Origin of the sequence: Novosphingobium sediminis, from assembly GCF_007991615.1 — a bacterium.
GTDB lineage: Bacteria > Pseudomonadota > Alphaproteobacteria > Sphingomonadales > Sphingomonadaceae > Novosphingobium > Novosphingobium sediminis.
Genome location: NZ_BJYR01000022.1, coordinates 67,346 through 90,189, shown reverse-complemented (window position 1 = coordinate 90,189; position 22,844 = coordinate 67,346). Strand labels below are relative to the sequence as shown.

General features: G+C 66.1%; 23 protein-coding genes and 2 pseudogenes. 11 read left to right on the top strand and 14 right to left on the bottom strand.

What is annotated here, in order from left to right; translation table 11 throughout:
- Positions 1-105: 105 nt before the first annotated feature.
- Both NSE01_RS16900 and NSE01_RS16895 read right to left on the bottom strand, forming a co-directional pair.
- A complete protein-coding gene (locus tag NSE01_RS16900) occupies positions 106-1,122 on the bottom strand; it encodes an alpha/beta fold hydrolase (RefSeq protein ID WP_218033293.1) in 1,017 nt (338 codons plus the stop codon).
- Between the two features lie 73 nt (positions 1,123-1,195).
- Positions 1,196-1,756: a carboxymuconolactone decarboxylase family protein gene (locus tag NSE01_RS16895; protein ID WP_147160816.1), complete on the bottom strand. Its 561-nt coding sequence runs from the start codon at positions 1,754-1,756 to the stop codon at positions 1,196-1,198.
- A 122-nt stretch (positions 1,757-1,878) separates the two neighbouring features.
- Here NSE01_RS16895 and NSE01_RS16890 point away from each other — a divergent pair, with 122 nt between their 5' ends.
- On the top strand, positions 1,879-2,793 hold the full coding sequence (locus NSE01_RS16890; RefSeq protein WP_147160815.1) for a LysR family transcriptional regulator: 915 nt from the start codon (positions 1,879-1,881) through the stop codon (positions 2,791-2,793).
- Positions 2,794-2,836: 43 nt separating this feature from the next.
- On the opposite strand, the gene NSE01_RS16885 is transcribed toward NSE01_RS16890, so the two are convergent.
- The 4 genes from NSE01_RS16885 to NSE01_RS16870 all read right to left on the bottom strand — a co-directional run bounded on the left by NSE01_RS16885 (position 2,837) and on the right by NSE01_RS16870 (position 6,106).
- Positions 2,837-3,577, bottom strand: coding sequence for an HvfC/BufC N-terminal domain-containing protein (locus NSE01_RS16885; RefSeq protein WP_147160814.1), 741 nt, complete (start codon positions 3,575-3,577; stop codon positions 2,837-2,839).
- A complete protein-coding gene (gene bufB / locus NSE01_RS16880; RefSeq protein WP_147160813.1) occupies positions 3,574-4,407 on the bottom strand; it encodes an MNIO family bufferin maturase in 834 nt (277 codons plus the stop codon). Before bufB ends, NSE01_RS16885 begins: the two co-directional genes overlap by 4 nt.
- Before the next feature lie 184 nt (positions 4,408-4,591).
- The gene (bufA2, locus tag NSE01_RS16875) at positions 4,592-4,873 is read right to left on the bottom strand and encodes a BufA2 family periplasmic bufferin-type metallophore (RefSeq protein ID WP_147160812.1); all 282 of its coding nucleotides are present in this window, start codon (positions 4,871-4,873) and stop codon (positions 4,592-4,594) included.
- A 105-nt stretch (positions 4,874-4,978) separates the two neighbouring features.
- Positions 4,979-6,106, bottom strand: coding sequence for an aminotransferase class I/II-fold pyridoxal phosphate-dependent enzyme (locus NSE01_RS16870; protein WP_218033292.1), 1,128 nt, complete (start codon positions 6,104-6,106; stop codon positions 4,979-4,981).
- A gap of 249 nt (positions 6,107-6,355) precedes the next feature.
- On the opposite strand from NSE01_RS16870, the gene NSE01_RS16865 reads away from it, so the two are divergent.
- From NSE01_RS16865 to NSE01_RS16855, 3 genes are all read left to right on the top strand, one after another.
- On the top strand, positions 6,356-6,628 hold the full coding sequence (locus NSE01_RS16865; protein WP_147160811.1) for a BufA1 family periplasmic bufferin-type metallophore: 273 nt from the start codon (positions 6,356-6,358) through the stop codon (positions 6,626-6,628).
- 70 nt (positions 6,629-6,698) lie between these two features.
- Positions 6,699-7,139: a DoxX family protein gene (locus tag NSE01_RS16860; RefSeq protein ID WP_147160810.1), complete on the top strand. Its 441-nt coding sequence runs from the start codon at positions 6,699-6,701 to the stop codon at positions 7,137-7,139.
- A 188-nt stretch (positions 7,140-7,327) separates the two neighbouring features.
- Positions 7,328-7,996 carry an NrsF family protein gene (locus NSE01_RS16855; protein WP_147160809.1) on the top strand — a complete coding sequence of 223 codons (669 nt, stop codon included), beginning with the start codon at positions 7,328-7,330 and terminating at the stop codon, positions 7,994-7,996.
- A 3-nt stretch (positions 7,997-7,999) separates the two neighbouring features.
- Here the strand turns inward: NSE01_RS16855 and NSE01_RS16850 are convergent, their stop codons facing one another.
- Both NSE01_RS16850 and NSE01_RS16845 read right to left on the bottom strand, forming a co-directional pair.
- Positions 8,000-8,668: a redoxin domain-containing protein gene (locus NSE01_RS16850; protein ID WP_170233880.1), complete on the bottom strand. Its 669-nt coding sequence runs from the start codon at positions 8,666-8,668 to the stop codon at positions 8,000-8,002.
- Between the two features lie 69 nt (positions 8,669-8,737).
- Positions 8,738-9,640: a LysR family transcriptional regulator gene (locus NSE01_RS16845; protein WP_147160807.1), complete on the bottom strand. Its 903-nt coding sequence runs from the start codon at positions 9,638-9,640 to the stop codon at positions 8,738-8,740.
- Positions 9,641-9,870: 230 nt separating this feature from the next.
- Between NSE01_RS16845 and NSE01_RS16840 the strand changes: the two genes are divergently transcribed.
- The 4 genes and pseudogenes from NSE01_RS16840 to NSE01_RS16825 all read left to right on the top strand — a co-directional run bounded on the left by NSE01_RS16840 (position 9,871) and on the right by NSE01_RS16825 (position 12,909).
- On the top strand, positions 9,871-10,767 hold the full coding sequence (locus NSE01_RS16840) for a LysR family transcriptional regulator (RefSeq protein WP_147160806.1): 897 nt from the start codon (positions 9,871-9,873) through the stop codon (positions 10,765-10,767).
- 62 nt (positions 10,768-10,829) lie between these two features.
- Positions 10,830-11,819: pseudogene (locus NSE01_RS16835) on the top strand (NAD(P)/FAD-dependent oxidoreductase); the annotation flags it as partial.
- 19 nt (positions 11,820-11,838) lie between these two features.
- Positions 11,839-12,093: pseudogene (locus NSE01_RS16830) on the top strand (transposase); the annotation flags it as partial.
- Positions 12,094-12,321: 228 nt separating this feature from the next.
- Positions 12,322-12,909, top strand: a complete 588-nt coding sequence (locus NSE01_RS16825; protein WP_307725996.1) for a sigma-70 family RNA polymerase sigma factor — start codon at positions 12,322-12,324, stop codon at positions 12,907-12,909.
- 85 nt (positions 12,910-12,994) lie between these two features.
- On the opposite strand, the gene NSE01_RS16820 is transcribed toward NSE01_RS16825, so the two are convergent.
- The gene (locus NSE01_RS16820; protein WP_147160805.1) at positions 12,995-13,339 is read right to left on the bottom strand and encodes an energy transducer TonB; all 345 of its coding nucleotides are present in this window, start codon (positions 13,337-13,339) and stop codon (positions 12,995-12,997) included.
- 222 nt (positions 13,340-13,561) lie between these two features.
- On the opposite strand from NSE01_RS16820, the gene NSE01_RS16815 reads away from it, so the two are divergent.
- Positions 13,562-14,239, top strand: a complete 678-nt coding sequence (locus NSE01_RS16815; RefSeq protein WP_371863226.1) for a peptidylprolyl isomerase — start codon at positions 13,562-13,564, stop codon at positions 14,237-14,239.
- Here the strand turns inward: NSE01_RS16815 and NSE01_RS16810 are convergent, their stop codons facing one another.
- The 5 genes from NSE01_RS16810 to bioB form a co-directional block, all read right to left on the bottom strand.
- Complete coding sequence (locus tag NSE01_RS16810) at positions 14,240-15,979, bottom strand: glycoside hydrolase family protein (RefSeq protein ID WP_147160803.1); 1,740 nt, start codon at positions 15,977-15,979, stop codon at positions 14,240-14,242.
- A 129-nt stretch (positions 15,980-16,108) separates the two neighbouring features.
- Complete coding sequence (locus tag NSE01_RS16805) at positions 16,109-17,362, bottom strand: adenosylmethionine--8-amino-7-oxononanoate transaminase (RefSeq protein ID WP_147160802.1); 1,254 nt, start codon at positions 17,360-17,362, stop codon at positions 16,109-16,111.
- Positions 17,359-17,979, bottom strand: coding sequence for a dethiobiotin synthase (bioD, locus tag NSE01_RS16800; protein WP_147160801.1), 621 nt, complete (start codon positions 17,977-17,979; stop codon positions 17,359-17,361). The genes NSE01_RS16805 and bioD overlap by 4 nt, the downstream gene beginning before the upstream one ends.
- Positions 17,976-19,100: an 8-amino-7-oxononanoate synthase gene (locus NSE01_RS16795; RefSeq protein ID WP_147160800.1), complete on the bottom strand. Its 1,125-nt coding sequence runs from the start codon at positions 19,098-19,100 to the stop codon at positions 17,976-17,978. Before NSE01_RS16795 ends, bioD begins: the two co-directional genes overlap by 4 nt.
- Before the next feature lie 13 nt (positions 19,101-19,113).
- Positions 19,114-20,190 (bottom strand): biotin synthase BioB, encoded by a 1,077-nt coding sequence (bioB, locus tag NSE01_RS16790; protein WP_147160799.1) that lies wholly within the window; start codon positions 20,188-20,190, stop codon positions 19,114-19,116.
- A gap of 278 nt (positions 20,191-20,468) precedes the next feature.
- On the opposite strand from bioB, the gene NSE01_RS16785 reads away from it, so the two are divergent.
- Together NSE01_RS16785 and NSE01_RS16780 are read left to right on the top strand one after the other, a co-directional pair.
- Positions 20,469-21,752, top strand: a complete 1,284-nt coding sequence (locus tag NSE01_RS16785) for a nucleotide sugar dehydrogenase (protein ID WP_147160798.1) — start codon at positions 20,469-20,471, stop codon at positions 21,750-21,752.
- Between the two features lie 43 nt (positions 21,753-21,795).
- Entirely contained in the window at positions 21,796-22,827 is a 1,032-nt protein-coding gene (locus NSE01_RS16780; RefSeq protein ID WP_147160797.1) for an NAD-dependent epimerase, read from the top strand.
- Positions 22,828-22,844 lie beyond the last annotated feature (17 nt).

Below are 22,844 nucleotides of genomic sequence, written 5' to 3'. Positions count from 1 at the left end.
GCGATGCCGCGCGGAGTCGCGCGGCCCGAGCATAACGTAACGCCCCGCCGCAGCGCTACAGCCGGTTGGCTGCAGGCTGCGACGGGGCGCAACTCCGTTCGGCGATCAGCGCTTGGACTTCACCTGCTTGTCGTAGAAGCTGATGATGTGGTCCGCGATGTAGGGCAGGTTGTCTTCGGTTGCGAAGTGACCGGCCTTCAGGCGGTGGAGTTCAGCCTTGGGCAAGTCCCGCAGGAAGGCTTCACCACCGGCGGGGGTGAAGAACACGTCCTGCTGGCCCCAGAAGATCAGCGTCTTCGGCTGGTTGTCGCGCAGGAACTTCTGCCACACCGGGTAGAGCTCTGGGTTGTGGCGGTAATCGTAGAACAGATCGAGCTGGATGCGCAGGTTGGTCGGCCCGGCAACGTTGGCAGCGTCGTACTCATAGCTGTCCGGCGAGACCAGTTCCGGGTGCCCTGCACCGTTGAGGTAGACGACGTTCTTGATCGCATCGAGCGTGTTGAACGCAACCAGTGGCGCTTCGGTCTTGGCACTGCGATCGAGCCACAGCGCCTTTCGGAAGCCGTCCCAAGCGGCCGAAAAGCCTTCTTCGTAGGCATTGCTGTTCTGCACGACGAGCCAGTCGAGCGCCTTCGGATTGCGGCCGACGATGCGGAAGCCGACCGGGCCGCCATAGTCCTGCACGAACAGGCCGTAGTGATCAAAGCCCTTGGCGGCGAGGAGCTTTTCCATCGTCACGCTGATGGCATCGAACGAGTACTGATAGGTGGCCGGATCCGGGCGTTCGCTATCGCCGAAGCCCTGATAATCGGGAGCGATGACGTGGAAGCGCTTCGACAGCGCGGGAAGCATGTTGCGGTACTGGTGCGAGGACGAGGGCCAGCCATGCAGCAACACGAGCTTGGGCAAGCTCGGATCACCCGCTTCGCGGTATGCAATGTTGAGGCCGTCGATCTTCATCGTGCCGAAGCGGACCTGATCCGGGCTGACCGAGGTGGTGATGATCTGCGCCGCGGCGGGCATCGGGGCGGTCTGCGCCAATGCAGGGAACGAAGCGATCACATTCACTGCGAGGACCGATGCCGAGACGGCGGCGGTTACGAGGCGTGACTTGAACGACATGGCTGGATTCCTTCGAGAAACTAACGGGCGCCCGCCCGGAGTGGGTACAAATAGGCGGGCGCCCGCCCGGGGATCAGGCGGCAAATGCGGCGTTGCGCGCGTTGACCACCGGGAAGTCGATCTCGGTCGCGAAGGCCGAGTTGACGTAGTTGGTCCAGGTGTTGAGGGCGACGTGCTGGACGATCTCGAGCAGCTGCGCGTCGGTGTAACCGGCAGTGCGCACAGCTTCGACATCATCGGCGCCGACATGGCCGCGGGCCTTCACGAGCTGGACGGCGAAGCGCACTGCGGCATCGGCCTTGGGATCGTTGGAGGCGCCGTTGCGGTTGGCGGTGATTTCGGCGTCATCAAGGTTTGCGACGTTCTTGCCGAGGTAGGTGTGCGCCGAGAGGCAGTAGTCGCAGCCGTTGACCTCTGCGACGGCGAGCGCGATCCGCTCACGGGTCTGGGCGGGCAGCTTGCCCTTGCCGAGTGCGCCGTTCATGGCGAGGTAGCCTTCGAGCGCGGCCGGGCTGTTTGCAACGAGGCGGTGCAGGTTCGGCACGGTGCCGATGGCCTTGTTCACGGCTTCGAGCAGCGGGCGCGAAGCTTCGGGGGCATCGGCGATCGTGGCGGCGGTGGGGATGCGTGACATGGGACTGACCTTTCCTTGGAGGCTGGCCGGGGGGCGGCCGCTGAGGAGGAAGTAGGCCCTTTCGCCGGATGGCAGTATCCGCTAGCTTGGCAATCCAGCCTTCCACAAAACGGAAACATCAAATGGACCGGTTCGAGGCCATGCGCACCTTGCTCGCGGCGGTGGACGGGGGCAGCCTGTCCGCCGCGTCGCGCGCTCTGAACACGCCGCTGCCCACGATCAGCCGCCGGGTTTCGGATCTTGAGGCCCACCTCGGGGCGCAGCTGCTGGTGCGCACCAGCCGCAAGCTGATCCTGACCGAGTCAGGCGAGGCTTTCGTCGCGGCGACGCGCCGGGTGCTCGACGATCTCGCGGATGCAGAACGGGCGGCAAGCGGCGAATACCGGGTGCCGCGCGGCGAACTCATGGTCACCGCGCCGATCATGTTCGGCAAGCTCCACGTCGCGCCGGTCGTGCATGCGTTCCTGAACGCCTATCCCGATGTCACGGTGCGGCTGGTCCTATCGGATTCGACGATCGATCTCGTCGAGGCACATGTCGATGTCGCGGTGCGTATCGGCCAGCTGCCCGATAGCGATCTGGTCGCCCGCAAGGTGGGGGATATCCGCTGGACCGTTTGCGCCAGCCCCGAATACCTTGCCCGGCGCGGTCCGATCACAGAGCCCGAGGAACTCGAGCGGCATGATTGCGTCGCCTTCGAGGGCCTTCATTCGACCCGGACCTGGCGGATCGGCAATGCCGCATTGGCGCGCAGTGTCGAGATCACGCCGCGCTTCTCGGTCAACACCGCCGATGCGATCATCGATGCCGCCGCCGCCGGGGTTGGTGTCGCACGGATCATGTCCTACCAGGCCGCGGCGGCGGTTGAGGACGGCAGGCTTGTTCCGCTTTTCACTGAACTGGGGTGCGAGCCGGTGCCCGTCCACCTCGTGCACCGCCGCCAACGCAGCCAGCCGCTCAAGCTCAAGGCTTTCCTCGATTTTGTCGCGCCGCGGCTACGCCAGACTCTCGAAAGTGTCGCCGGCTGCTTTTCCTGAAGACGAGAAGACCCGGCCACCTCGAGAACGAGGCGGCCGGGCCTCAACCGACGGCGGCGACCACGCCCTCGGCCAGCCACCGACCCAGCAGCGTTCCTGCCGTGGTGACCGCAGCTTCTTCACCAAGCGTATCGGCAAGCCGGGCGCAAATGGCGGCAAAGCCTTCGCCGGTAGCGGACCATGCCAGCATATCGCACTCATGCGCCTCGGCGCGGCGGAACACGGGTTCGAGCCCCTGCCGCCAGACCAGCAAGGCCGTGCCGGGCTCGGCCAGCTCGGCACCCGGCGGTGTTTCCTCGGTGGCGAGAGCCTGCCAGATCGCATCGGCATTGGTCCTGATCGGCAGCACCTGCAGCGAAGGCACGGCGTGAATCCTCGCAGTCTCCCAGTCGGCGACGGCGAGGGCTTCAGGCTGAAGGGCTTCGGCATCCGGGCCGACGAAAACCTCGCCGACAGTCCAGTCAATCAACGCGATTTCGCCGACTTCGGGATCATCGGGCCACATCGCCGCGACGAAATCGGTGAAATGTTCGCCATAGGCATCGAGCGTCCAGCTCGAAGGCGGGCGTGCATCGATGTAGCGCGCGGCAGCCGTCTCGAACGCCTCGTCGCCGAGCCAGAGGACAAGCCGCTGAAACGTTTCGGCGAGGCTGGAGACGAGCGCGGTGCGGTAGTTGTTCTGGTAGACCGCCGTGCCGGGGCCGCCGCCCAGCGCCGCCGCTGCGCGGTCATCGCCGGTTACCAGCCAATCGCGGAAGTCGCGTTGCAGGGCGAGCAGGCTCATGCCGCGATCCTCGCACCAGCCGCATCGGCGCTGATGCTGCGGGCGACATCGAGTTCGGCGCAGAGTTCGCCAAGCTCGGGGATGTTGTCATCGCGCTCGATCATCGTCGGCACGGCACCCGCCAGCGCGGTCGCGGCGCGGTAGACTGCCCAGACTTCATCGGGCACCGGCTGGTCGTGCGTATCGATCAGCAGGTGTTCGCCCCGGACATGGCCGGCAAGGTGGATCTGGCCGACAGCGTCCATCGGAATGCCGGCGAGATAGTCTGCGGCATCGAAGCCGTGGTTCAGCGCACTGACGTAGATATTGTTGACATCGAGCAGCAGGCCGCAGCCGGTGCGCCGGGTCATCTCGGCAAGGAATTCCCACTCGGTCATCGCGCCGGGAAAGGCGATGTAGCTCGAAGGGTTTTCGAACAACATGCGCCGGCCCAGCGTTTCCTGCGCGTGGTCGATGTTGCGGCAGACCACGTCCAGCGCTTCCTCAGTATAGGGCAGCGGCAGCAGGTCATGCGAATTGAAGCCGTCGATGCGGGTCCAGCACAAGTGGTCGGAGACCACCGCGGGCTCCATCCTGTCGACCAGACGGCGAAGTTCGGTGAGATAATCGTCCCTGAGACCATCGGCCGAGCCGATCGACATCGAAACGCCGTGCAGCGCGAGGCTGTAATTGCCGCGCGCCTTCATCAGCGTATCCAGCGGCTTGCCACCGGGGATCATGAAGTTTTCCGAGATCACCTCGATGAAATCGACGGGCGCGGTGCCATCGATATAGGACCGGTAGTGCGGCCTGCGCATGCCAAGGCCAAATCCGGCCAGTTTCTCAGACATCGCGCGCCTCGGTCATCAGGGGTCTCGGGAAAGGGGTTTGCCCGCAAAAGAAGTCCGGGGCCCCCGTGGCGCCGGGGAGGGGGGGCGGCGCCACTGGGCAGCTGGGCAAGCTACTGGAGTAGGGAGCCCCGGCCAGGTCAATGCAGCATCAGCCGTGAGGGTGCGCGGCTGGGCTGGAGGAGCCTTACTTCGGCTCGGTCAGGCTGCCGCCCTGCGCAGCGCAGGCGTCCTTGGTCAGCGCCTTGAAGCCCTGGCCCTTGCATTCGTTCTGGCCCTTGCAGCTGTGGCTGCCGGCGGCGCAATCCGAGGTGCCCTTGCAGCTGTTCACGCCGTAGCAGTGCACGACTTCGGCGGACTTCGCCTTGGCGATCGCCGGGGCGGGGGCAACGGCCATGGCGGCGGCAATGAGCGCAGCGTTGGCGGCGATGGCGAGGCCGGACTTGAGGCCAGAATTGAGGGTGGTCATGGGTCGTCTCCGTAGGGTTTCGCCGAATGGCATTGTCGGATTCGCCGCATCCACCGAGCGGGTTACAGGCTGCACACATTTTTTTGTGCAGCCGATAGATTCGCGTCAGGCGCGGTTGCGCATCAGCCACTCGCGAAACACCGCGAGGGCCTCGGGCATGTTCTTGCGGCCAAAGCCGATCCGGAAATGGTCCTGCGGCACGGGGCCAAGCTCTGAGCGATAGATGCTCGAGGGCAGCAGCAGCACGCCCGTCTCCTCCACCAGCCGCTCGGTGAAGCGCTCGACGCCATCCTCGCCCTTGTAGCGGATGAACGCCACGCAGCTGCCATCGGGTCGGCGCCAATCGAACAGGCCGGGGAAATCGGCAAAGAAGCTGTCAAGCAGATCGAGGTTCCAGTGCGCCAGTTCGCGGTTCTGCCCCACGATGGCTTCCCGTGCCTTCAGCGCGATTTCGGCGAGCAGCTCTGAAGGTGCGGAATTGCAGATCGAGAGGTAGTGCTTGTAGCGTTCGCACTCCTGCAGGAAGGCACGGTCCTGACAGGCGAGCCAGCCGATGCGCAGGCCCGGCAGACCATAGGACTTCGACATGACGTTGAGCGACACGCCGCGCTCGTAGACATCGGCCACTTGCGGCACGCGTGCGTCAGGGCGGTGCTCGATGAGGCGGTAGACCTCGTCGCTGAACAGCCAGATCCCCCGCTCGCGGCAAAGCTCGATCAGGCTGGCGAAGGTTTCCTGCGAGGGGATCGCGCCGGTGGGGTTGTTGGGGAAGTTGATCGAGATAAGCTTCGTATTGGGCCGCAGCGCCGCGCGCACGGCATCGAGATCGAGCGCCCACCCGGCGTTCTCGTCGAGCGCGACCCCCGTCACCGCGCAGATCGAGAGCGGGATCGTCTCGGCCGCCTGGTAGTTGGGAGTGATGACGATGCAGTGATCATCCGGCTGCAGCAGCACGCGCATCGCCACGTAGATGCCTTCCTCGGCGCCCGCAAAGCACAGCAGCTGGTCGGTGCCGACGCGCTCGTAGGTCTGCGCGATCTGCTGGAGGAGGGGTTCGGCGCCGAAGGTCTTGGTATAGCCGAGATGAAGATTGTCGAACCGTTCCCGGTCTTCCGCGGAAGCGTGGGAAAGCAGCTGCGAAACCGTCATGCTCTGCGCGTCGGATGCGGTGAGATGATACTTTGCGGCGAATTCCCACTTCGAGAAATACACCTCCAGCGCAAAATTCCGCACGGGCCAATTGTCCTTTCAAGGCGCTGATTTGTCTTGGCTCTCCTAGGATTTATGCTGCGCGGCGTCCAGCGCCGCGGAAATATTGCTGCGGGCGATGTAACCCTGCTGCGGTGCCTTGCGAACTGGTCAACGTGGCCGGCGCGAGCATTTCCGGACACACAGGACACGGCGGCGGCGCACTTCTTCTCCGCCCGCGTTTCTGGTTTCAGACCGGACCATTGCGGTCCGCTTCATTCAAAGGATCACATCATGAAGATTGCTGCTTCCGCTTTCGCCGCTTCGATCGCTCTCGGCCTTGCTGCCGGTGCCGCCCACGCTGCCGATACCAAGCCCGCCATGGAAAAGTGCTACGGCGTCGCCAAGGCCGGCAAGAACGAATGCGCTGCAGGCCCGGGCACCAGCTGCGCCGGCACCTCGAAGGTCGATTATCAGGGTAACGCCTGGATGCTGGTCAAGGCCGGGACCTGCACCTCGATCAAGACGCCCAAGGGCAACGGTTCCTTGACCGCCAAGGCGCACTGATCGGTCTGCGTGATGGCGCTGCCTGATGGCGGCGCCGAAGCGCGAGCCGGACCATTCGAGGTATCCCCGCATGACCGCTCTCGTATCCATATACAACCGGCTGGCAGAGCTGGCCGGGCGCCTGCTGCCTGAGACCTTGCTGCTGCTGGTGGCGCGGCTCGGCATTGCGGCGGTGTTCTTCCAGTCCGGCCGGACCAAGGTGGAAGGCTGGCTGACGATCACCGACAGCACCTACTACCTGTTCGAAACCGACTACAAACTGCCGCTCGTGCCACCGCATCTGGCCGCCCACATGGCGACCTATTCGGAGCACCTCTTCCCGATCCTGCTGGTTCTGGGCCTCGGCACGCGGTTTGCCGCGCTGGGCCTGCTCGGCATGACCACGGTGATCGAGGTCTTCGTCTATCCCGATGCCTGGCCGACGCATCTGAGTTGGGCGGCTATTCTCCTGCCGCTCATCGCCAAAGGCGGTGGAGCGTTCTCGCTCGATCGCCTGCTGCGCCGGGGCTGAACCCGCGCCGCCCGCTCCGCGCAGCGACCGGCCTGTGTTCCCTTAGGCTTGTTCCATAGGGCACACGGGCCGGTCTTGCGGGGCGAAACCAAAGATGCAACGGACCGGGAGCCGCCAGCCAGAAGTCGGGCGCGGCGATGCCCGGTCAGGTTTCCTTTCGGGCGTGACGGTGCAGTGAAGGAAGTGTCATGTCCCGCGATCCGGACGAATCGTCCATCGAACAGACAATCGAGGCACTGGTCGGGGATCTCCGGCCGGTCGTGCCGGTGCGTCTGTGGCGCGGGATGATCCTCGGCCTCGGGCTGACGGCACTGTCCGTGGGCGGGGTGTGGCTGACCTTCGGATTGCGTCCCGATGTTCTCACCATGCATCCCGCGCCCATCGTGATTGCGCGCGGAGCGGCCTTGCTGGCAGGTGGCCTTGCCCTGCTTGTCGCCGCGCTGCGGGCCGCGCTGCCAGGCCGCGCCGATCAAGGGGCGACCACGCTCGGCACGATGATCCTCGGTATCTTGCCGATTGGCCTGATGGGCCTGCTGCTCGATGGCATCGTGGCAAGGCAGCGGCCAAACTTTGCTGAAATCCAGCCGTTTCTCGGCATGCGCTGCCTCGGCGTTTCGCTGGCGGCTTCGCTGTTGATCGGTGGGGGCCTCGCGGCGTGGATGCGGCGGGCCGCGCCAACCGACCTTGCGCGTGCCGGCTGGCTTACCGGATGGGCGGTTGCGGCGCTCGGTACCTTTGCCTACAGCCTGTTTTGTCCGTCGCAGACCATGGCCTTCATGACCGCCGTCTATCCCACGGCGATGTTGCTGGCGGCGATCGTCATCCGCTTTGCGATACCGCCCTTGCTGCGCTGGTAAGTCTCAGCCCGCGCGCAGAGCGGCGAGCACCTCGGCCGGTTCCGCACGTTCGCGGAAATCGGCGTCCGCATAAGCGAACCGCACGCAGCCAGAGGAATCGAGCGCGAAGGTTGCCGGAACCGGGAGAAATCCGCTCGGCGAGCCATAAAGCTCATGCATGTCGACGCCGGCCTTCCCGTAGAAATCGAGCAGCGGGTCACCGGCAAAGAACGCAAGGCCGAGCGAGAGCGCCACGCCATGATCGACATCGCACAGCACCTCGGCAACTTCCGGGTGCGAAGATGCCGCAAGCAACGCGCCCAGCGCTCGCGCGCCGCCGCCGGTCTCTCCGGTGATCTCGACAAAGCGAACCCCGGCCTTCGCCAGCTCCGGCAGCATCTCGGCCCAGATAGAAACCTCGTGCACGCAATAGGGGCACCAGCGGCCACGGCTGAAGTTCACGATCACCGGGCCCAGATCGAGCAGGTCGCCGAGGCGGCGATAGCGGCCGTCTGCAGTCGGCAGGGAGAAATCGGGAAACATCTCTCCCACCTTCGGTGCTGCCGAACCGACACCAGCCTCGCGCAGCGCGATCACGATCTCGTCAAAGAACGGCCCAAGATCGGGGGAGCGCTGCCGGGTCTTCGCCAGCCTTTGCGCAAGCGGCGTCGGAGGAGAGGGGTTTCCGTCCATCATAGTGTCATACGAGTGGCCGCTGAGCAGGGGAAACGCCCTGCGGTGCATCGAGTCCATGCGCGGTTGCTATGATGCCCCATCAGGCGCCTCGCCCGTCGCGAGCGCCCAGTCCTGCGCGCGCGCAGCACGCAGGAATGCTTCTGCGGCTACCGAGCGGCGGCGCCCGGCGACCGAGGCCAGCACGAACCGCGTCTCCACCGAACCGAACGGCAGCAGCGTGGCCGAAAGCGGCGGCGCGGCAAGGCTGCGCGGGGTCCACCCGCAGCCCAGCCCGGCCTGCACCATCTGCCGCAATTGCGCCGCGCCTTGCGCCTGATGCCGCACCTCGATGGCCGCGCCGTTCTGCGTCGCGATCCGGGCGAGTGCAGCGCAACCATCGCCGGCAAGGTCGATCCAGGCCTCTTCTTCCAGCGCGGCGGGCGATCCGGGCGGTGCGGCGGCAAAGCGATGATCGCCGCGGGTGACGACGCACCAGGCATCGGCGAACAAGGGCCAGCAATCGAGCCGTTCGGGCGCTTCTTCCGGCATTTCGACGATAATCAGGTCGAGCGATCCCGCCATCGCCAGTTCGATAAGCTCACGCGAGGAGCCGTTCGCCAGCGCCAGTTCCAGCCCAGCAAGGCTCTTGCCGAGTTCCGCGAGCACGCGTTCGAGCGTGGCATGTTCGACCGTGCGCGCCACGCCCAGTGCCAGCGGCGCGATTTCCGCGCGGCCCATCCCGCGCGCCATCTGCTTGGCGGTCTGCGCAGCCTCGAAGCTGCGTTCCAGATGCGGCAGCATCGCCTTGCCAAGCTCGGTCAGGTGGGTGCGAGCCCGTTCACGCCGGAACAGCGGGGCGCCGAATTCGTCCTCGAGTTTCTGGATCGCCTTGGTCAGCGAGGGCTGCGACACGTTGCACTCGATTGCAGCCCGCGTAAAATTCAGCAGGCGTGCCGCGGCCAGGAAGTACCGGACCTGATGCATTTCCATGGCTGAGCTGCCCTGTGCCTGCAATCGCCGCACCAGTCCGGAGCTATCAGCGCTGAAAGGCAGCGCCAGAGCCGGGAGATGACCGATTGACCCCGCAACAATGGGCGTCAACCGGATTTGCCGCAAGCAGTGCGTAGAACATATGATTTATCCATGAACTGCATCAAACGGGACCGAAATTGATCCGAATGGTGCTTTACCTGCATTGACCGATCGGGCAGGACAGCGGCGTGACCGATATCACCGGCTGGATGCGCACGTTCATCACCGTGGCGGATGCGGCAAGTTTCAGCCGCGCCGCAGCGCGTCTCGAATTGCCGCAATCGACCGTCTCGCGCCAGGTCAGCGCGCTGGAGCGCCACCTCGGCGCCGCCCTGCTCAAGCGCACCACGCGCTCGATTGCGCTCACGAGCGAAGGCCAAGCCTACTACGAAGCAGCGCTGCGCGCGCTCGCGGCAATCGACGAGGCCGCAGCGTCAGTGGGCCTCCACGGCGCGCTTGGCGGGCAGGTGCGATTGACCGCACCGCTCACGCTTGCGCAGTCGCGCGTGATCCCGATGCTGGCGGATTTCCAGCGCCTGCAGCCGCGCATCGAAATCGATCTCAGGCTGTCCGATCACGCGCTCAATCTCGTGTCGGACAATCTCGATTTCGCGATCCGCGTCGGCGCGATCGGAGACAGCCGCGCGATTGCGCGCCGTATCGGCGTTGCCCGCCGCGTGATGGTGGCATCGCCCGCCTATCTCGACGAGTATGGCGTGCCCCATCAGCCGTCGGATCTTCAGGCCCACAATTGCCTCAGCTATGCGCTGCTGGCGACCGGCAACAAATGGGTGCTCGGCAACGATACGCAGGTCGAAGTCAGCGGGACGTTCCGTGCCGATAGCCCCGATGCCCTGCGCGTTGCCGCGCTGGCGGGCATCGGTATCGCGGTCAATGCGCGCTGGCTGTTCGAGGATGATCTTGCCGCTGGCCGCCTCGTCGAAGTGCTGCCCGATCATCCCCCGGCGGATATGCCGATCCACCTCGTCATGCCGGCCGGGCGCTATATCGCCGCGCGCGTGCGGGCGCTGGCCGATCACCTCATTGCCGCCTTCGCTGCAGACCCATTGCTCCGTACGCCCTGAAGCCGTGTAACGAACCGTCTGGCTCCCGCGAACCGCCGTCCAAGCAGTGTGGGAGCTATGCGATGGTTGGTGAAGCAGGCGGCGACGCCGCAATCGGGGGCAGGCGTCCCCATGTCGTGATCGTCGGCGGCGGTTTTGGCGGGCTGGCTGCGGCGAAAGCCCTTGCCGGTGCGCCGGTCGACGTGACGCTGATCGACAAGCGCAATCACCACCTGTTCCAGCCGCTGCTCTATCAGGTGGCGACCGCCGGCCTGTCACCGGCCGACATTGCCGGTTCGATCCGGGCCATCCTCGCGCAGCAGAAGAACGTGCGCGTACTGCTCGATCGGGTCTACGGCGTCGATCAGGCAAGCCGCCACGTCATCCTCGGCGATGGCGAGCCGTTGGCCTACGACTGGCTGATCCTCGCGACTGGCGCCACGCACAGCTATTTCGGGCGGGAGGACTGGGCGCCGTTTGCGCCCGGGGTCAAGACCATCGACGATGCGACCGCCATCCGCCGCCGCGTGCTGCTGGCGCTCGAGCGCGCGGAAACCGAAACCGACGAGGCGCGGCGCAAGGCGCTGCTCACTTTCGTGGTGATCGGCGGCGGCCCCACCGGGGTCGAGATGGCCGGTGCCATCGCCGAACTGGCGCGCCAATCGGTGAGCATGGATTTCCGCCACATCACCCCGCACTGTTCGCGCATCCTGCTTTTGCAGCGCGGTGACCGGCTGCTGCAATCCTTCCCGCCCGCCCTCTCGGAAAAGGCGCGCAAGGGGATCATGGAACTGGGTGTCGAGGTGCGCTTCGAAGCGGACGTCACGGCCATCGATGCCGAGGGCGTTGTCGTCGACGGCGAACGGATCTGCGCCGGTACCACGATCTGGGCAGCGGGCGTCATGGCGAGCCGGGCCGCCCAGTGGCTGGGCTGCAAGGCCGATCGGGCTGGCCGCGTGCCGGTCGGCGCGGACTTGCATCCGGACGGCGATCCCCACGTGTTCGTGATCGGCGATACGGCGGCCTGCACCGATGCGGCGGGGCGCGCGCTACCCGGCGTGGCGCCGGTCGCCAAGCAGCAGGGGCAACATGCGGCACCGCACGAAGTTACACTCAACCAATCCGCTCGAGCGGCTCAACAAGGAGGTCAAGCGCCGCGCCGACGTCGTCGGAATCTTCCCGAACGAAGACAGCATCATCCGCCTCGTCGGGGCTGTGCTGATGGAGCAGAACGACGAGTGGCAGCTCCAGCACCGATACATGCAGATCGAAGGCATGGCCGAACTCAACCAACCCATGATCGAGGAGGAAAATCAGCCCCTACACATCACCGCCAAAGCCGCCTGACGATGGCCCACGGCCACAGCCGAAATTACACCACCTTGACGGACGCGACCCTAGAACTGGCCCCTGCATTGCACCGAAAGCGCATCGAGATGTCAGAGTTTAACCATATATAACAATACTTTGACCGCACTCATTCCCGCCATGCATTGATAATATAACCGGCTGGTGCGTGGCCCGATTGCCGCCGCTCGGGCACTGTTGGTGCATTTAGAGGCAAAGGAGGAAAGCATGGCAAGCCAACTGGAGACCGTCCGGCACGCCGCAACCGGTTCGCGCAGGGGCACCGGCTACGATTGGGAAGCCGCCATGGACGCCAGCCTTGCCGGTGATGCCGCCGCCTATCGCCGCCTGCTGGAAGAGGCGGGCCGCTGGCTCCGCCGCTACTTCGCCCGCCGCCTTTCCCCCGAAATGGTCGATGATGCCGTGCAGGAAGCGCTCACCGCGCTGCACCTGAAGCGCGCCACGTTCGAACCGGGCCGTCCGTTCCTGCCCTGGCTTGCCGCGATTGCGCGCTTCAAGGGCGTCGACTGCCTGCGCAGCGCTGGGCGCAATCGCACCGAAGAGCTCGACGAGGGGTTGCACGGCGTTGCGAGCCACGAAAGCGCCTCGCTGAGCGGCATCGTGATGGCGCGGCTGTTCGATCGGCTGCGCCGTCCGCAGGCTGACGCCATCCGGCTGGTCAAGCTGCAGGGCTTCTCCGTTCGCGAAGCCGCCGCGATGACCGGGCAGTCGGAAGCGCTCATCAAGGTCAACATCCATCGCGGCCTATCCGCGCTGAAGACCTTCTTTGGCGAAGGCGATCTGGCGGTCGATTGATCGCAAAAAAGAAGGGACGGATTGCTCCGCCCCTTCCTCGGCCGAGGGCTCTGTGGCTCCGGTCGTCAACTTGTTCGGTACGCGATTACAGCAGCTTCCAGGTGATCGGCACGGTCACCGAAGTCGCACCGCCCGGCGGGGGCGGCACCGAGCCGGTCCGGCTCGGCAGGGCCAGCGCCTCGCGGTCGAGCGAAGTGGAGCCCGAAGGCGTAACCAGTTCGGCGCGCTCCACCGCACCCGAAGCAGCGACATAGATCTTCACCTTGGCGGTGCCTTCCTCGCCGCGGGCCTGCGCGGCCTTGGGGTAGGTCTGCTTGGAGGCGATGGTGCGGGTGACCTGACGGATCCAATCAACCGACTGGGCGTGGGCGGGGCCGGCAACGCATGCGGCAGCGAAGAGCCCGAGGGCCAGGGTCTTGGCAGTCTTCATCATGGTGGGTCCTTTTGTTTGGCGTCATGAATGGCTGGCCCGCCGTCTGAATGGACGGACCGTGGTGTCGTTTTGGGGTTGCTCCATCTGGCGGCAGGGCCGTTAGAATCGCGCCAAGACGCGGTACGAGCGGTACCGGAGGAGCGATTCACGCCATTTCGGACCTCGCGGGACGGAGAGCCTTGCCTCGCCGCGCGCCTTGAAGGTTAATGGTAGCCCATGATGAACCGCCGATTCGTCCTCGCCGCGCTTCCGCTCGCTTCGCTGCTCGTTGCCGCCGCGCCGAAAAAGCGGGCGCCCGCCGTCCGGGCGACTCCAACGCTGCCCCCGCCCCCACCGCCGCTCGCTGCTGTGGAGCGTGTGCTGCTGACGACCGAACTCGGCACGATCGAACTCGCGCTCGATGGTGCCCATGCGCCGATCAGCACCGCCAATTTCCTGCACTATGTCGATACGAAGCGGTTCGACGGGATCAGCTTCTACCGCGCGATGCATCTGGCCTGGGGAGACCAGCCCAACGGCCTGCTGCAAGGCGGCCTGCGCGATCCGCGCCGCCTGTTCCCGCCCATCGCGCACGAACCGACGAGCCAGACCGGGCTGAGCCACGTGGCGGGCGCAATCTCCATGGCCCGCAATGCGCCGGGCACGGCCACGGCGGATTTCTCGATCATGCTTTCGGATCTCACCAGTCTCGACGCGAACCCCGCCTCGGCCGATCCGGATGGGCAGGCCGGTTATGCCGTGTTCGGCAAGGTGGCGGCGGGCATGGATGTGGTGCGCAAGATCTGGGAAGCGCCGATCTCGCAGACATTGGGCGAAGGCTCGATGCGCGGGCAGATGCTGGAAGCGCCAGTAAAGATCCTCACCGCGCGCCGGCTCCCGCCGCTTTCTCCAGCCTGATCAGTCCGGGCAACCCACAGGCTCGCTCGCCCCGCGCTTGAACAGGATCATCCGCAGGTTGAACGAGTCCCCGCCTGCCGTCTGGTTCGGCCCGGCGATAAGTTCCACCGCATCACCGGCGGCGAGGCTGGCGCTGAGCGGCGGCAGTTGCAGCTGCCCGGTGAGCACCCCGCGCCAGAGCACCTTGCCCGCCGCAGTCACGGTCAGGTCCACCCCGTCGCCCGCTGCCGCCTTGGCAAAGCAGCCGCCGATGTCGATTGCCTGCGCCCCCGGCGCGACATAACGCCAGACCGCGCGGATCGGGGCCGCCGCGGTGCCGCCCGGCGCGGCGGAGGTGGTGTTGATCCGCAGCGGGCGATACCAGCGGTCGCCGAAATAGCTGGTGAACTGGTCGTCGAACAGCGGCAGCCGGTAGCTCGTATCGGCCTTGAGCCGCGCGGCATAGCGCCACTGCGGCGTGCCCCAGCCCATCAGCGTATCGGCGATCCACGTCGATGCGCCAAAGCGGATCGCGGTGGTGCCGGTGATGACCAGCGGGCTCTCGCTGATGCCGAATGTCGGCGCGGGTGCACCCCTTGCATCGCGCACTTCGCCGCCCTGCACCGTGAGCGCGCGGGGTGCGCCCCACACAACGGTGGTGTCCGCCCCGAAGCGATAGGCGAACAGCAGCGGATCCCCGAGATCGAGCCGTTGCGGCCGCCCGCGCGCGAGCAATTGCTGCATCAGGCGGTATGCCCCCGCCTGCGCCTTGGCCGAAGTGCCGGCATAGAGCCCCATGTTGGGGAACCAACGCTGGTCGATCAGCGCATACCAACTGGCCTGCGCCGCGCCGCTCGCGGCAAGCATGGTCGCCTGCTTGACGAGTTCGCCCGCCGCGAGCGGCTGGTTGCGGCTGTCTACGCTGAACTCACTGACCCAGATCGGTACGCGCTTGCCCGCGGCATCCATTGCGGCATTCAGCTGCGCCATTTCCACGTCGAGCCCTTCGGCGCGGAGGCGATAGGGGTGCACCGCGATCCCGTCGACGGTGGGGAGCATTCCGGCGGCGAACAGAGTCTTGAGGAAGCCGGTGCCGATCATGTTGGTCGATCCGCCAAGGATCGCGGCACGCCCGCCGATCCGCGCGCGAACGGCCTTCAGCGTTGCGACATAGGCGGCGGCGCGGTCCGTCCCGGCTGCATATGCCAGCGTGCCGGAACCGTTGATCTCGTTGCCCACTTCGATCGCGGCGAGGCAGGGGCCGAAGCGATCCGCCAGCGCCGCGAGGTAGGCGGCAAAGGCAGCATTGCCCGCCGGGCTCGAAACCCACCCGCCGCCGTCATAGAGCGGATTGGTCGGCACGGCGGTCAGCAGCAGGCGCTGCCCGCCTGCACAGGCCGCCGCCAGCGCCTGCGCGGCGGGGGTGTTCAGGCTGTAGCTGCCGCGCACCTTCTCGGTATCGGCCCAGGGCAGCGAATCGCGCAGCATCGGCGCACCGACCTGCTGCGCCTGCGCCAGCGTTGAAGCGGTCCAGCCCTGGCTGAAATGGGTCTGCACGCCCAGCACCATCGGCGGCAGCTTGGCCTGCTCGGCTGCCCCAGCGGCCTGCGCGGTTCCGATGGGCGAGGTGACTTCCGCCGTGTGCTGTAAGTGCGCAGGCCCGCAGGCGGCCAGCATGGCAACCAGCACCGCAATGCGCAGCGCCGGGCGCACCTCGCTTGCAGCATCGCGAATGGGATCGATCAAGGCACGGCGGACCATGGCACGCTCTCCAGCAAGGGGACGCGGCAAGGATGTGCCGAACGCGCCTTAATGCGTTCCCAGCGGATTCACTTAAGCGGCCATTTTTGTGTGTTGCGCCAGTCTCGCCGAACGCCTCAGGGTTTGCCCTTAGGGAAGGACAGCGCGGACGGCCATTTCGATCACGTCGCCGATCCGGGTGAGATCGGCATCGTCGATGCAATAGGGTGGCATCACGTAGATCGTGTTGCCCAGCGGGCGCAGCAGCACATCCGCCTCGCGGAACAGGGTGAGCAGGCGCGGGGCGAGCGAGGACATGTAGCCGCCGTCCGGCACCTCCAGATCCAGCGCGGCGATTGTCCCGCAGCGGCGTGTGGCGCCAACACCGGGCAGCTTGGCGAGCCGATCGAGCAGCGCCTGCTGCCGCGTGCCTAGGTCCGCCAGCCGGTCCAGCACCGGCTCCTCCTGCCAGATCGCGATGTTCGCCGCCGCTGCTGCGCAGGCGATGGGATTCGCGGTGTAGCTCGAGGAGTGGAAGAACATCTTCGCGCGGTCGGTCGACCAGTGCGCCATGAAGATTTCCTCGCGCGCCATCGTCACCGCGAGCGGCATCGAACCGCCGGTAAGGCCCTTCGCAATGCACAGGATATCGGGCACCACCCCGGCCTGTTCGCAGGCGAGCAGGGTGCCGGTGCGGCCCCAGCCGGTCATCACTTCATCAGTGATCAGCAGCACTTCATGGCGGCGGCAGATCTCGGCCATCGCGCTGAGGAGCGCGGGCGGGTACATCAGCATGCCCCCCGCGCCGAGCACCAGCGGTTCGACGATGAACGCCGCCGGTGCCTCGCGGCAGGCCGCTTCCAGCGCCTCCAGCGTGTTTGCGCCGTCGCCCACCGGGAAGGGAATTGTCCCCACATCGAACAGCAGCGGCTCGTAAGGCGCATTGAACACGCCGCGCTCGCCCACCGACATCGCGCCGATGGTATCGCCATGATAGCTGTGCTCCAGCACCAGAATGCGCCCGCGCGGCTGTCCGGTGTGCGCCCAGTACCCCAGCGCCATCTTCAGCGCGACTTCGACCGAGGTCGAGCCGCTGTCCGAGAAGAACACCCGCGTCAGTTCCTCGGGCATCATCGCGGTCAGCCCGGCAGCGACGCGTTCGGCGGGCGCATGGGTCCACCCCGCGAATATCAGCTGGTCGAGCGCACCGGCCTGCGCGCGGATCGCTTCGACGATGCGCGGGTGGCAATGGCCGTGCGTCGTCACCCACCACGACGAAATCGCATCGATCACCCGCCGCCCGTCAGCGGTGTAGAGCGCGGCACCCTGCGCATGGGTCACCAGCGGCACCGGATCGCCCAGCCCGTGCTGGGTAAACGGGTGCCAGACGGCGGAACCGCTCATGTGAAGTCTTCGAGGTTGAAACCCTGCGCGAAGGCGGTGGCCAGCGCCTGCGAGGTGAGCGAGGGCAGCTGCGGCAGACGGCCGAGACGGCGGACCTGGCCCATCTCGCAGATGGTCGCCTCGTTGTCCTCGTTCGCCTCGCCGACGAAGGCGACGCCGTGGATCGGCACGCGCCGTGCGCGCAGCGCCTCGATGGTCAGCAGGCTGTGGTTGATCGTGCCGAGCGCGGTGCGCGCGACGATGATCGTCAGCAGGCCCCATTGGGCGAAGACATCGGCATAGGTCACTTCGCGCGTCAGCGGTACGAGCGCGCCGCCTGCGCCTTCGACCACCAGCGGGCGCACCTCTGGCAGGGTCAGCAAGTCAGGATCGATCGTCACGAGGTCGAGTTCCGCCGCGCGGTGCGGGGAAAGCGGCTCGGTCAGGCGATAGGCTTCGGGGACGATCCGCTCAGCAGGCAGCGCGGCGAGCGCCGCAACGCTGTCCTTGTCCGCGCCGTCCGCAAGGCCGGACTGCACCGGTTTCCAGTAATGGGCGCCCAGCGCGCCCGTCAGCGCCGCTGAAAACACCGTCTTGCCAATGCCGGTATCGGTTCCGGTCACAACAAACGCACTCATGCCAGCGCCTTTGCCAAGGCCCCGGCCAGTGCGTCAATATCCTCCAGCATGACGTTTCGTGTCAGTGAAATCCGCAGGCGGCTGGTGCCGGGGGCAACGGTGGGCGGGCGGATGCCGCGCACGTCGAAGCCCGCCTCCTGCAGATGCGCGGCAACGGCCATCGTGCGCGCTTCATCGCCAAGGATCAGCGGCATGATCTGCGTGCCGGTCACTTCCGCACCGAGCGGCGCCAGCAGCGCCTCGGCATGGGCGGCCAGAGCCATCAGCCCGGTGCGGCGCTCGGGCTCGTCGGCCAGCATGCGCAAGGCCTCGCGCACGGCAGCAGCCATGAGGGGCGAGGGAGCGGTCGAGAAGATGAAGGGGCGCCCCCGGTTGACGAGGAAGTCGCGGACAACGGCGGGGCCGCAGATCAGCGCACCTTCGCAGCCCAGTGCCTTGCCGCAGGTGCGCAGCACGACCGTATCCGCGCGCCCGTCGAGCGCGGCGGCGAGGCCGCGGCCATCGGGTCCGAACACGCCGGTGGCATGCGCCTCGTCGATCAGCATCACGGCCTCGTGCTGCTCGGCCAGCGCGGCGAGGTCCGCCAGCGGCGCGCGATCGCCGTCCATCGAATAGAGGCTTTCGAAGGCAAGCCATACGCGCCCCTTGCCGCCCGCCTTGCGCCATCCGGCAATCGCGTCAGCGAAGCTGGCCACATCGTTGTGGGCTGCACCGGCCTTGTCTGCTCGGGTCAACGCCAGCCCTTCGTGCATCGAGGCGTGGATCAGCGCATCGTGGACCACAAGGTCGCCGCGCTGGGGCAGGGTCGCCAGCAGCGCCACGTTGGCGGCATAGCCCGAGGAGAGGAATAGCGCGCTTTCCGAGCCGAAGAACCGCGCGGCATCGGCTTCCAGCGCTTCGTGTTCGGGATCGTTGCCGCGCAGCAGCCGCGATCCACCCGAACCCATCGGCACGCCGCGGGCGATGGCCTGCTCCACCGCGCGGGCGAGCCGGGGTGCTCGCGCCATGCCGAGATAGTCGTTCGATGAGAAGTCCCGGCCCTGCCGCAGGATCAGCTGCCGCCGCCGGTCGCGCGCGGATAGACCCTCCAGATCAGCGCGGTGCGCTTGCCACATGGTCATCGGCTGGCCAGCGTCAGCAGCCGCTGCCGCCTCGCTTGTCCGCGCGCATCGGTTCTTCCGCTTCCATCGGCTTCAGGCCGAGCCGGGCGAACAGCGCCGCATCGGCATCGTCGCCTGCATTGGCGGCGGTGAGCAGCCGGTCGCCGGTGAAGATCGAGTTCGCGCCCGCCATGAAGCACAGCGCCTGCGTGGCCTCCGACATCGATTCGCGCCCTGCCGAGAGCCGCACCATCGAACGCGGCATGGTGATCCGCGCCGCCGCCACGGTCCGCACGAACTCGATGTCGTCGATCTTGGCGAGCGGGGTATCGGCCAGCATGTTGCCCAGCACGGTGCCCTTGATCGGCACCAGCGCGTTTACCGGCACGCTCTCCGGATGGCGCTCCAGCGTCGCCAGCGCATGGATGAAGCCCACGCGGTCGCTGCGCGTTTCGCCCATGCCGACGATCCCGCCCGAGCAGACGTTGATCCCTGCCTCGCGGACCCGCGAGAGCGTGTCGATGCGCTCTTCAAAAGTGCGCGTGGTGATGATCTCGCCGTAGCGTTCGGGCGATGTGTCGATGTTGTGGTTGTAGTAATCGAGCCCAGCCTCGGCGAGCTGCGCTGCCTGCTGCTCGCTCAGCATGCCCAGCGTCATGCAGGTTTCCATGCCCATTTCGCGCACGCCCTTCACCATCGCGATGATCGCGGGCATGTCGCGGTCCTTGGGATTGCGCCAGGCAGCGCCCATGCAGAAGCGCTTGGAACCGGCATCGCGGGCCTGCGCGGCCGATTGCAGCACGGACTGCACTTCCATCAGCTTGGTCGCCTCGACCCCGCTGTCCGCCTTCACCGATTGCGAGCAGTAGCCGCAATCTTCCGGGCAGCCGCCGGTCTTGATCGAAAGCAGCGTGCAGAGCTGCACTTCATCCGGCCGGTGATGGCGGCGGTGAACTTCGGCGGCGCGGAACAGCAGTTCGGTAAACGGCAGGTCGAACAGCGCGGCGATCTCTGCCCGCGACCAATCGTTGCGCACCCCTTCGAGGGCCTGCGCGATAGGGGCGGCGGTGCCGGCAGCCTCGCGGGCAGGGATGGTCGCGGCATCGGTCATGAAACACTCCGTCGGGTAGGTCGGGGAAAGGAATCAGGCACTTGCCACTAGCCGAGTTGTGCCGCCCTGCCTTCCCCGAAAATGCAGCCGGATATTTCACAACTGGAAACTGGGCAGTGCTCAGGTGGGCCGGCTGAAGCGCTCTTTGGAATTTTTTCACACCCCCAATGCTAACAGGAGCGCGGTTTGGCGGGGCGCGACCGGCGCCCGGCATCGGTCGGCAAACGCGGACGAAGCAGCGTTCGTGCGGCCAAGCGCATAAGGCAGGTTGTTCAGGTATGAAGGCGTTCGGCAAAATCGGTGTGATCGGGCTTGGCTATGTCGGCCTGCCGCTCGCTGTCTCGTTCGCCCGCAAGCATGATGTGATCGGCTTCGACGTGAGCGAGCACCGCGTCGGCACCTTGCGCGCGGGGCACGACTATACCAACGAGATTTCGCCCGAGGAACTCAAGGCCTCCACTCTCGCCATCACGTCGTCGATCGAAGACCTGCGGGATTGCAACATCCTGATCGTCACCCTGCCGACCCCGGTGGACGAAAGCCGCCGCCCCGATTTCTCCAATATCACCGCTTCCTGCGCGGCAATCGGCCGGATCATTTCGCCGGGCACGATCATCGTGTTCGAAAGCACCGTCTATCCCGGCGCGACCGAGGAAGTCTGCGCACCGGTGATCGAGGCGGCCTCGGGTCTCAAGAGCGGGGAGGGCTTCAAGCTCGGCTACAGCCCCGAGCGCATCAATCCGGGCGACAAGGCCCATCCGATCGAAGCCATCGTCAAAGTGGTCGCCGGGCAGGATGCCGAAACGCTCGATACGCTGGCGGAGCTCTACGGCTCGATCATCCACGCCGGCATCCACCGCGCCTCCTCGATCAAGGTCGCGGAAGCCGCGAAGGTCATCGAGAACACCCAGCGCGACATCAACATCGCTTTGATGAACGAGATTTCGAAGATCTGCGATCTCGTCGGCATCCGCACCAAGGAAGTGCTGGCGGCGGCGGGTACCAAGTGGAACTTCCTCAAGTTCTACCCCGGCCTCGTCGGCGGGCACTGCATCGGCGTCGATCCCTACTACCTCACCGCCAAGGCGGAGCAGATGGGCTATCACCCCGAAGTGATCCTTTCCGGGCGCCGCATCAACGATAGCATGGGCAGCTACATCGCCCAGCGCGCGGTGAAGATGCTGGCGGCATCCGGCCATCCGCTGAAGGATGCGCGCATCGGCATCCTCGGGCTCACCTTTAAGGAAAACGTGCCTGACATCCGCAATTCCAAGGTGGAGGATATCTACCGCGAGCTCTGCGAATTCGGCATCCAGCCGCTGGTCCACGATCCGCTCGCCCATCCGGATGCCACGCGCCACGAATTCGGGATCGAGCTTTCGCCGCTAGAGGCCTTCGCGGGGCTCGACCTGCTGATCTACGCGGTCTCGCACGATCACTATGCACAGATGGGCGTCGATGCGATTCAGGATATGGTCATGCCCGGCGGCGTCCTGATCGACGTGAAGTCGGCGCTGGCGCCCCAGGCCCTGCGCGAAGACATCCGCTACTGGAGCCTCTAAGCGGCTTCGAGAACACGCGCGGCACCCAGCGCCGGAGAATGACATGGCAATCCTCGTAACCGGCAACGCCGGCTTCATCGGCTTCCACACCGCCAAGACCCTGCTCGAACGCGGGGACGACGTCGTGGGGCTCGATGTCGTCAACGATTACTACGATCCGGCGATCAAGGAGGCGCGCCTCGCCATCCTGGAAGAGACCGCGCGCCGCACCAACGCGTCCTACACGTTCGTGCGCGGCAATCTGGCTGATCGCGCAGTGGTCGAGCAGACCTTCGCCGCGAACGATATCCGCCGCGTCATCAACCTCGCCGCGCAGGCCGGGGTGCGTTACTCGATCGAGAACCCGCACGCCTATGTCGAGAGCAACATCATCGGCTTCACCAATATCCTCGAAGCCTGCCGCCACGGCGGGGTCGAGCATCTGGTCTACGCCTCGACCAGCAGCGTCTACGGCGCCAATCAGGCGATGCCGTTCAGCGAGCATGTCGGCGTCGATCACCCGCTGCAATTCTACGCCGCCACCAAGAAGGCGAACGAGCTGATGGCGCACAGCTACAGCCATCTCTACCGCTTGCCGACCACGGGCCTGCGCTTCTTCACCGTCTACGGACCGTGGGGCCGGCCTGATATGGCGCTGTTCCTGTTTGCCAAGAACATCATCGCGGGCGAGCCGATCAATGTGTTCAACTATGGCAACCACACGCGCGATTTCACGTTCGTGAGCGATATCGTCGAAGGCGTGATCCGCGCCTGCGACCATCCGGCGCAGCCGAACCCGGCGTGGGATGCCCGCAAGCCCGATCCGGCGACGAGCAACGCGCCCTACCGGATCTACAACATCGGCAACAACAGCCCGGTGAAGCTGACCGAATATATCGAGGCGCTGGAAGAAGCGCTCGGCAAGAAGGCCATCCGCAATCTCCTCCCGCTGCAGCCGGGCGACGTGCCGGACACTTTCGCCGATGTCTCGGACCTCGAGCGGGAGCTGGGCTACAAGCCTGCGACCACGGTGAAGGAAGGCGTGGCTGCCTTCGTGAAGTGGTATCTCGGCTATATGGGGGCCTCCGCCGCCTGACGCGGGCGGCAAAGTGT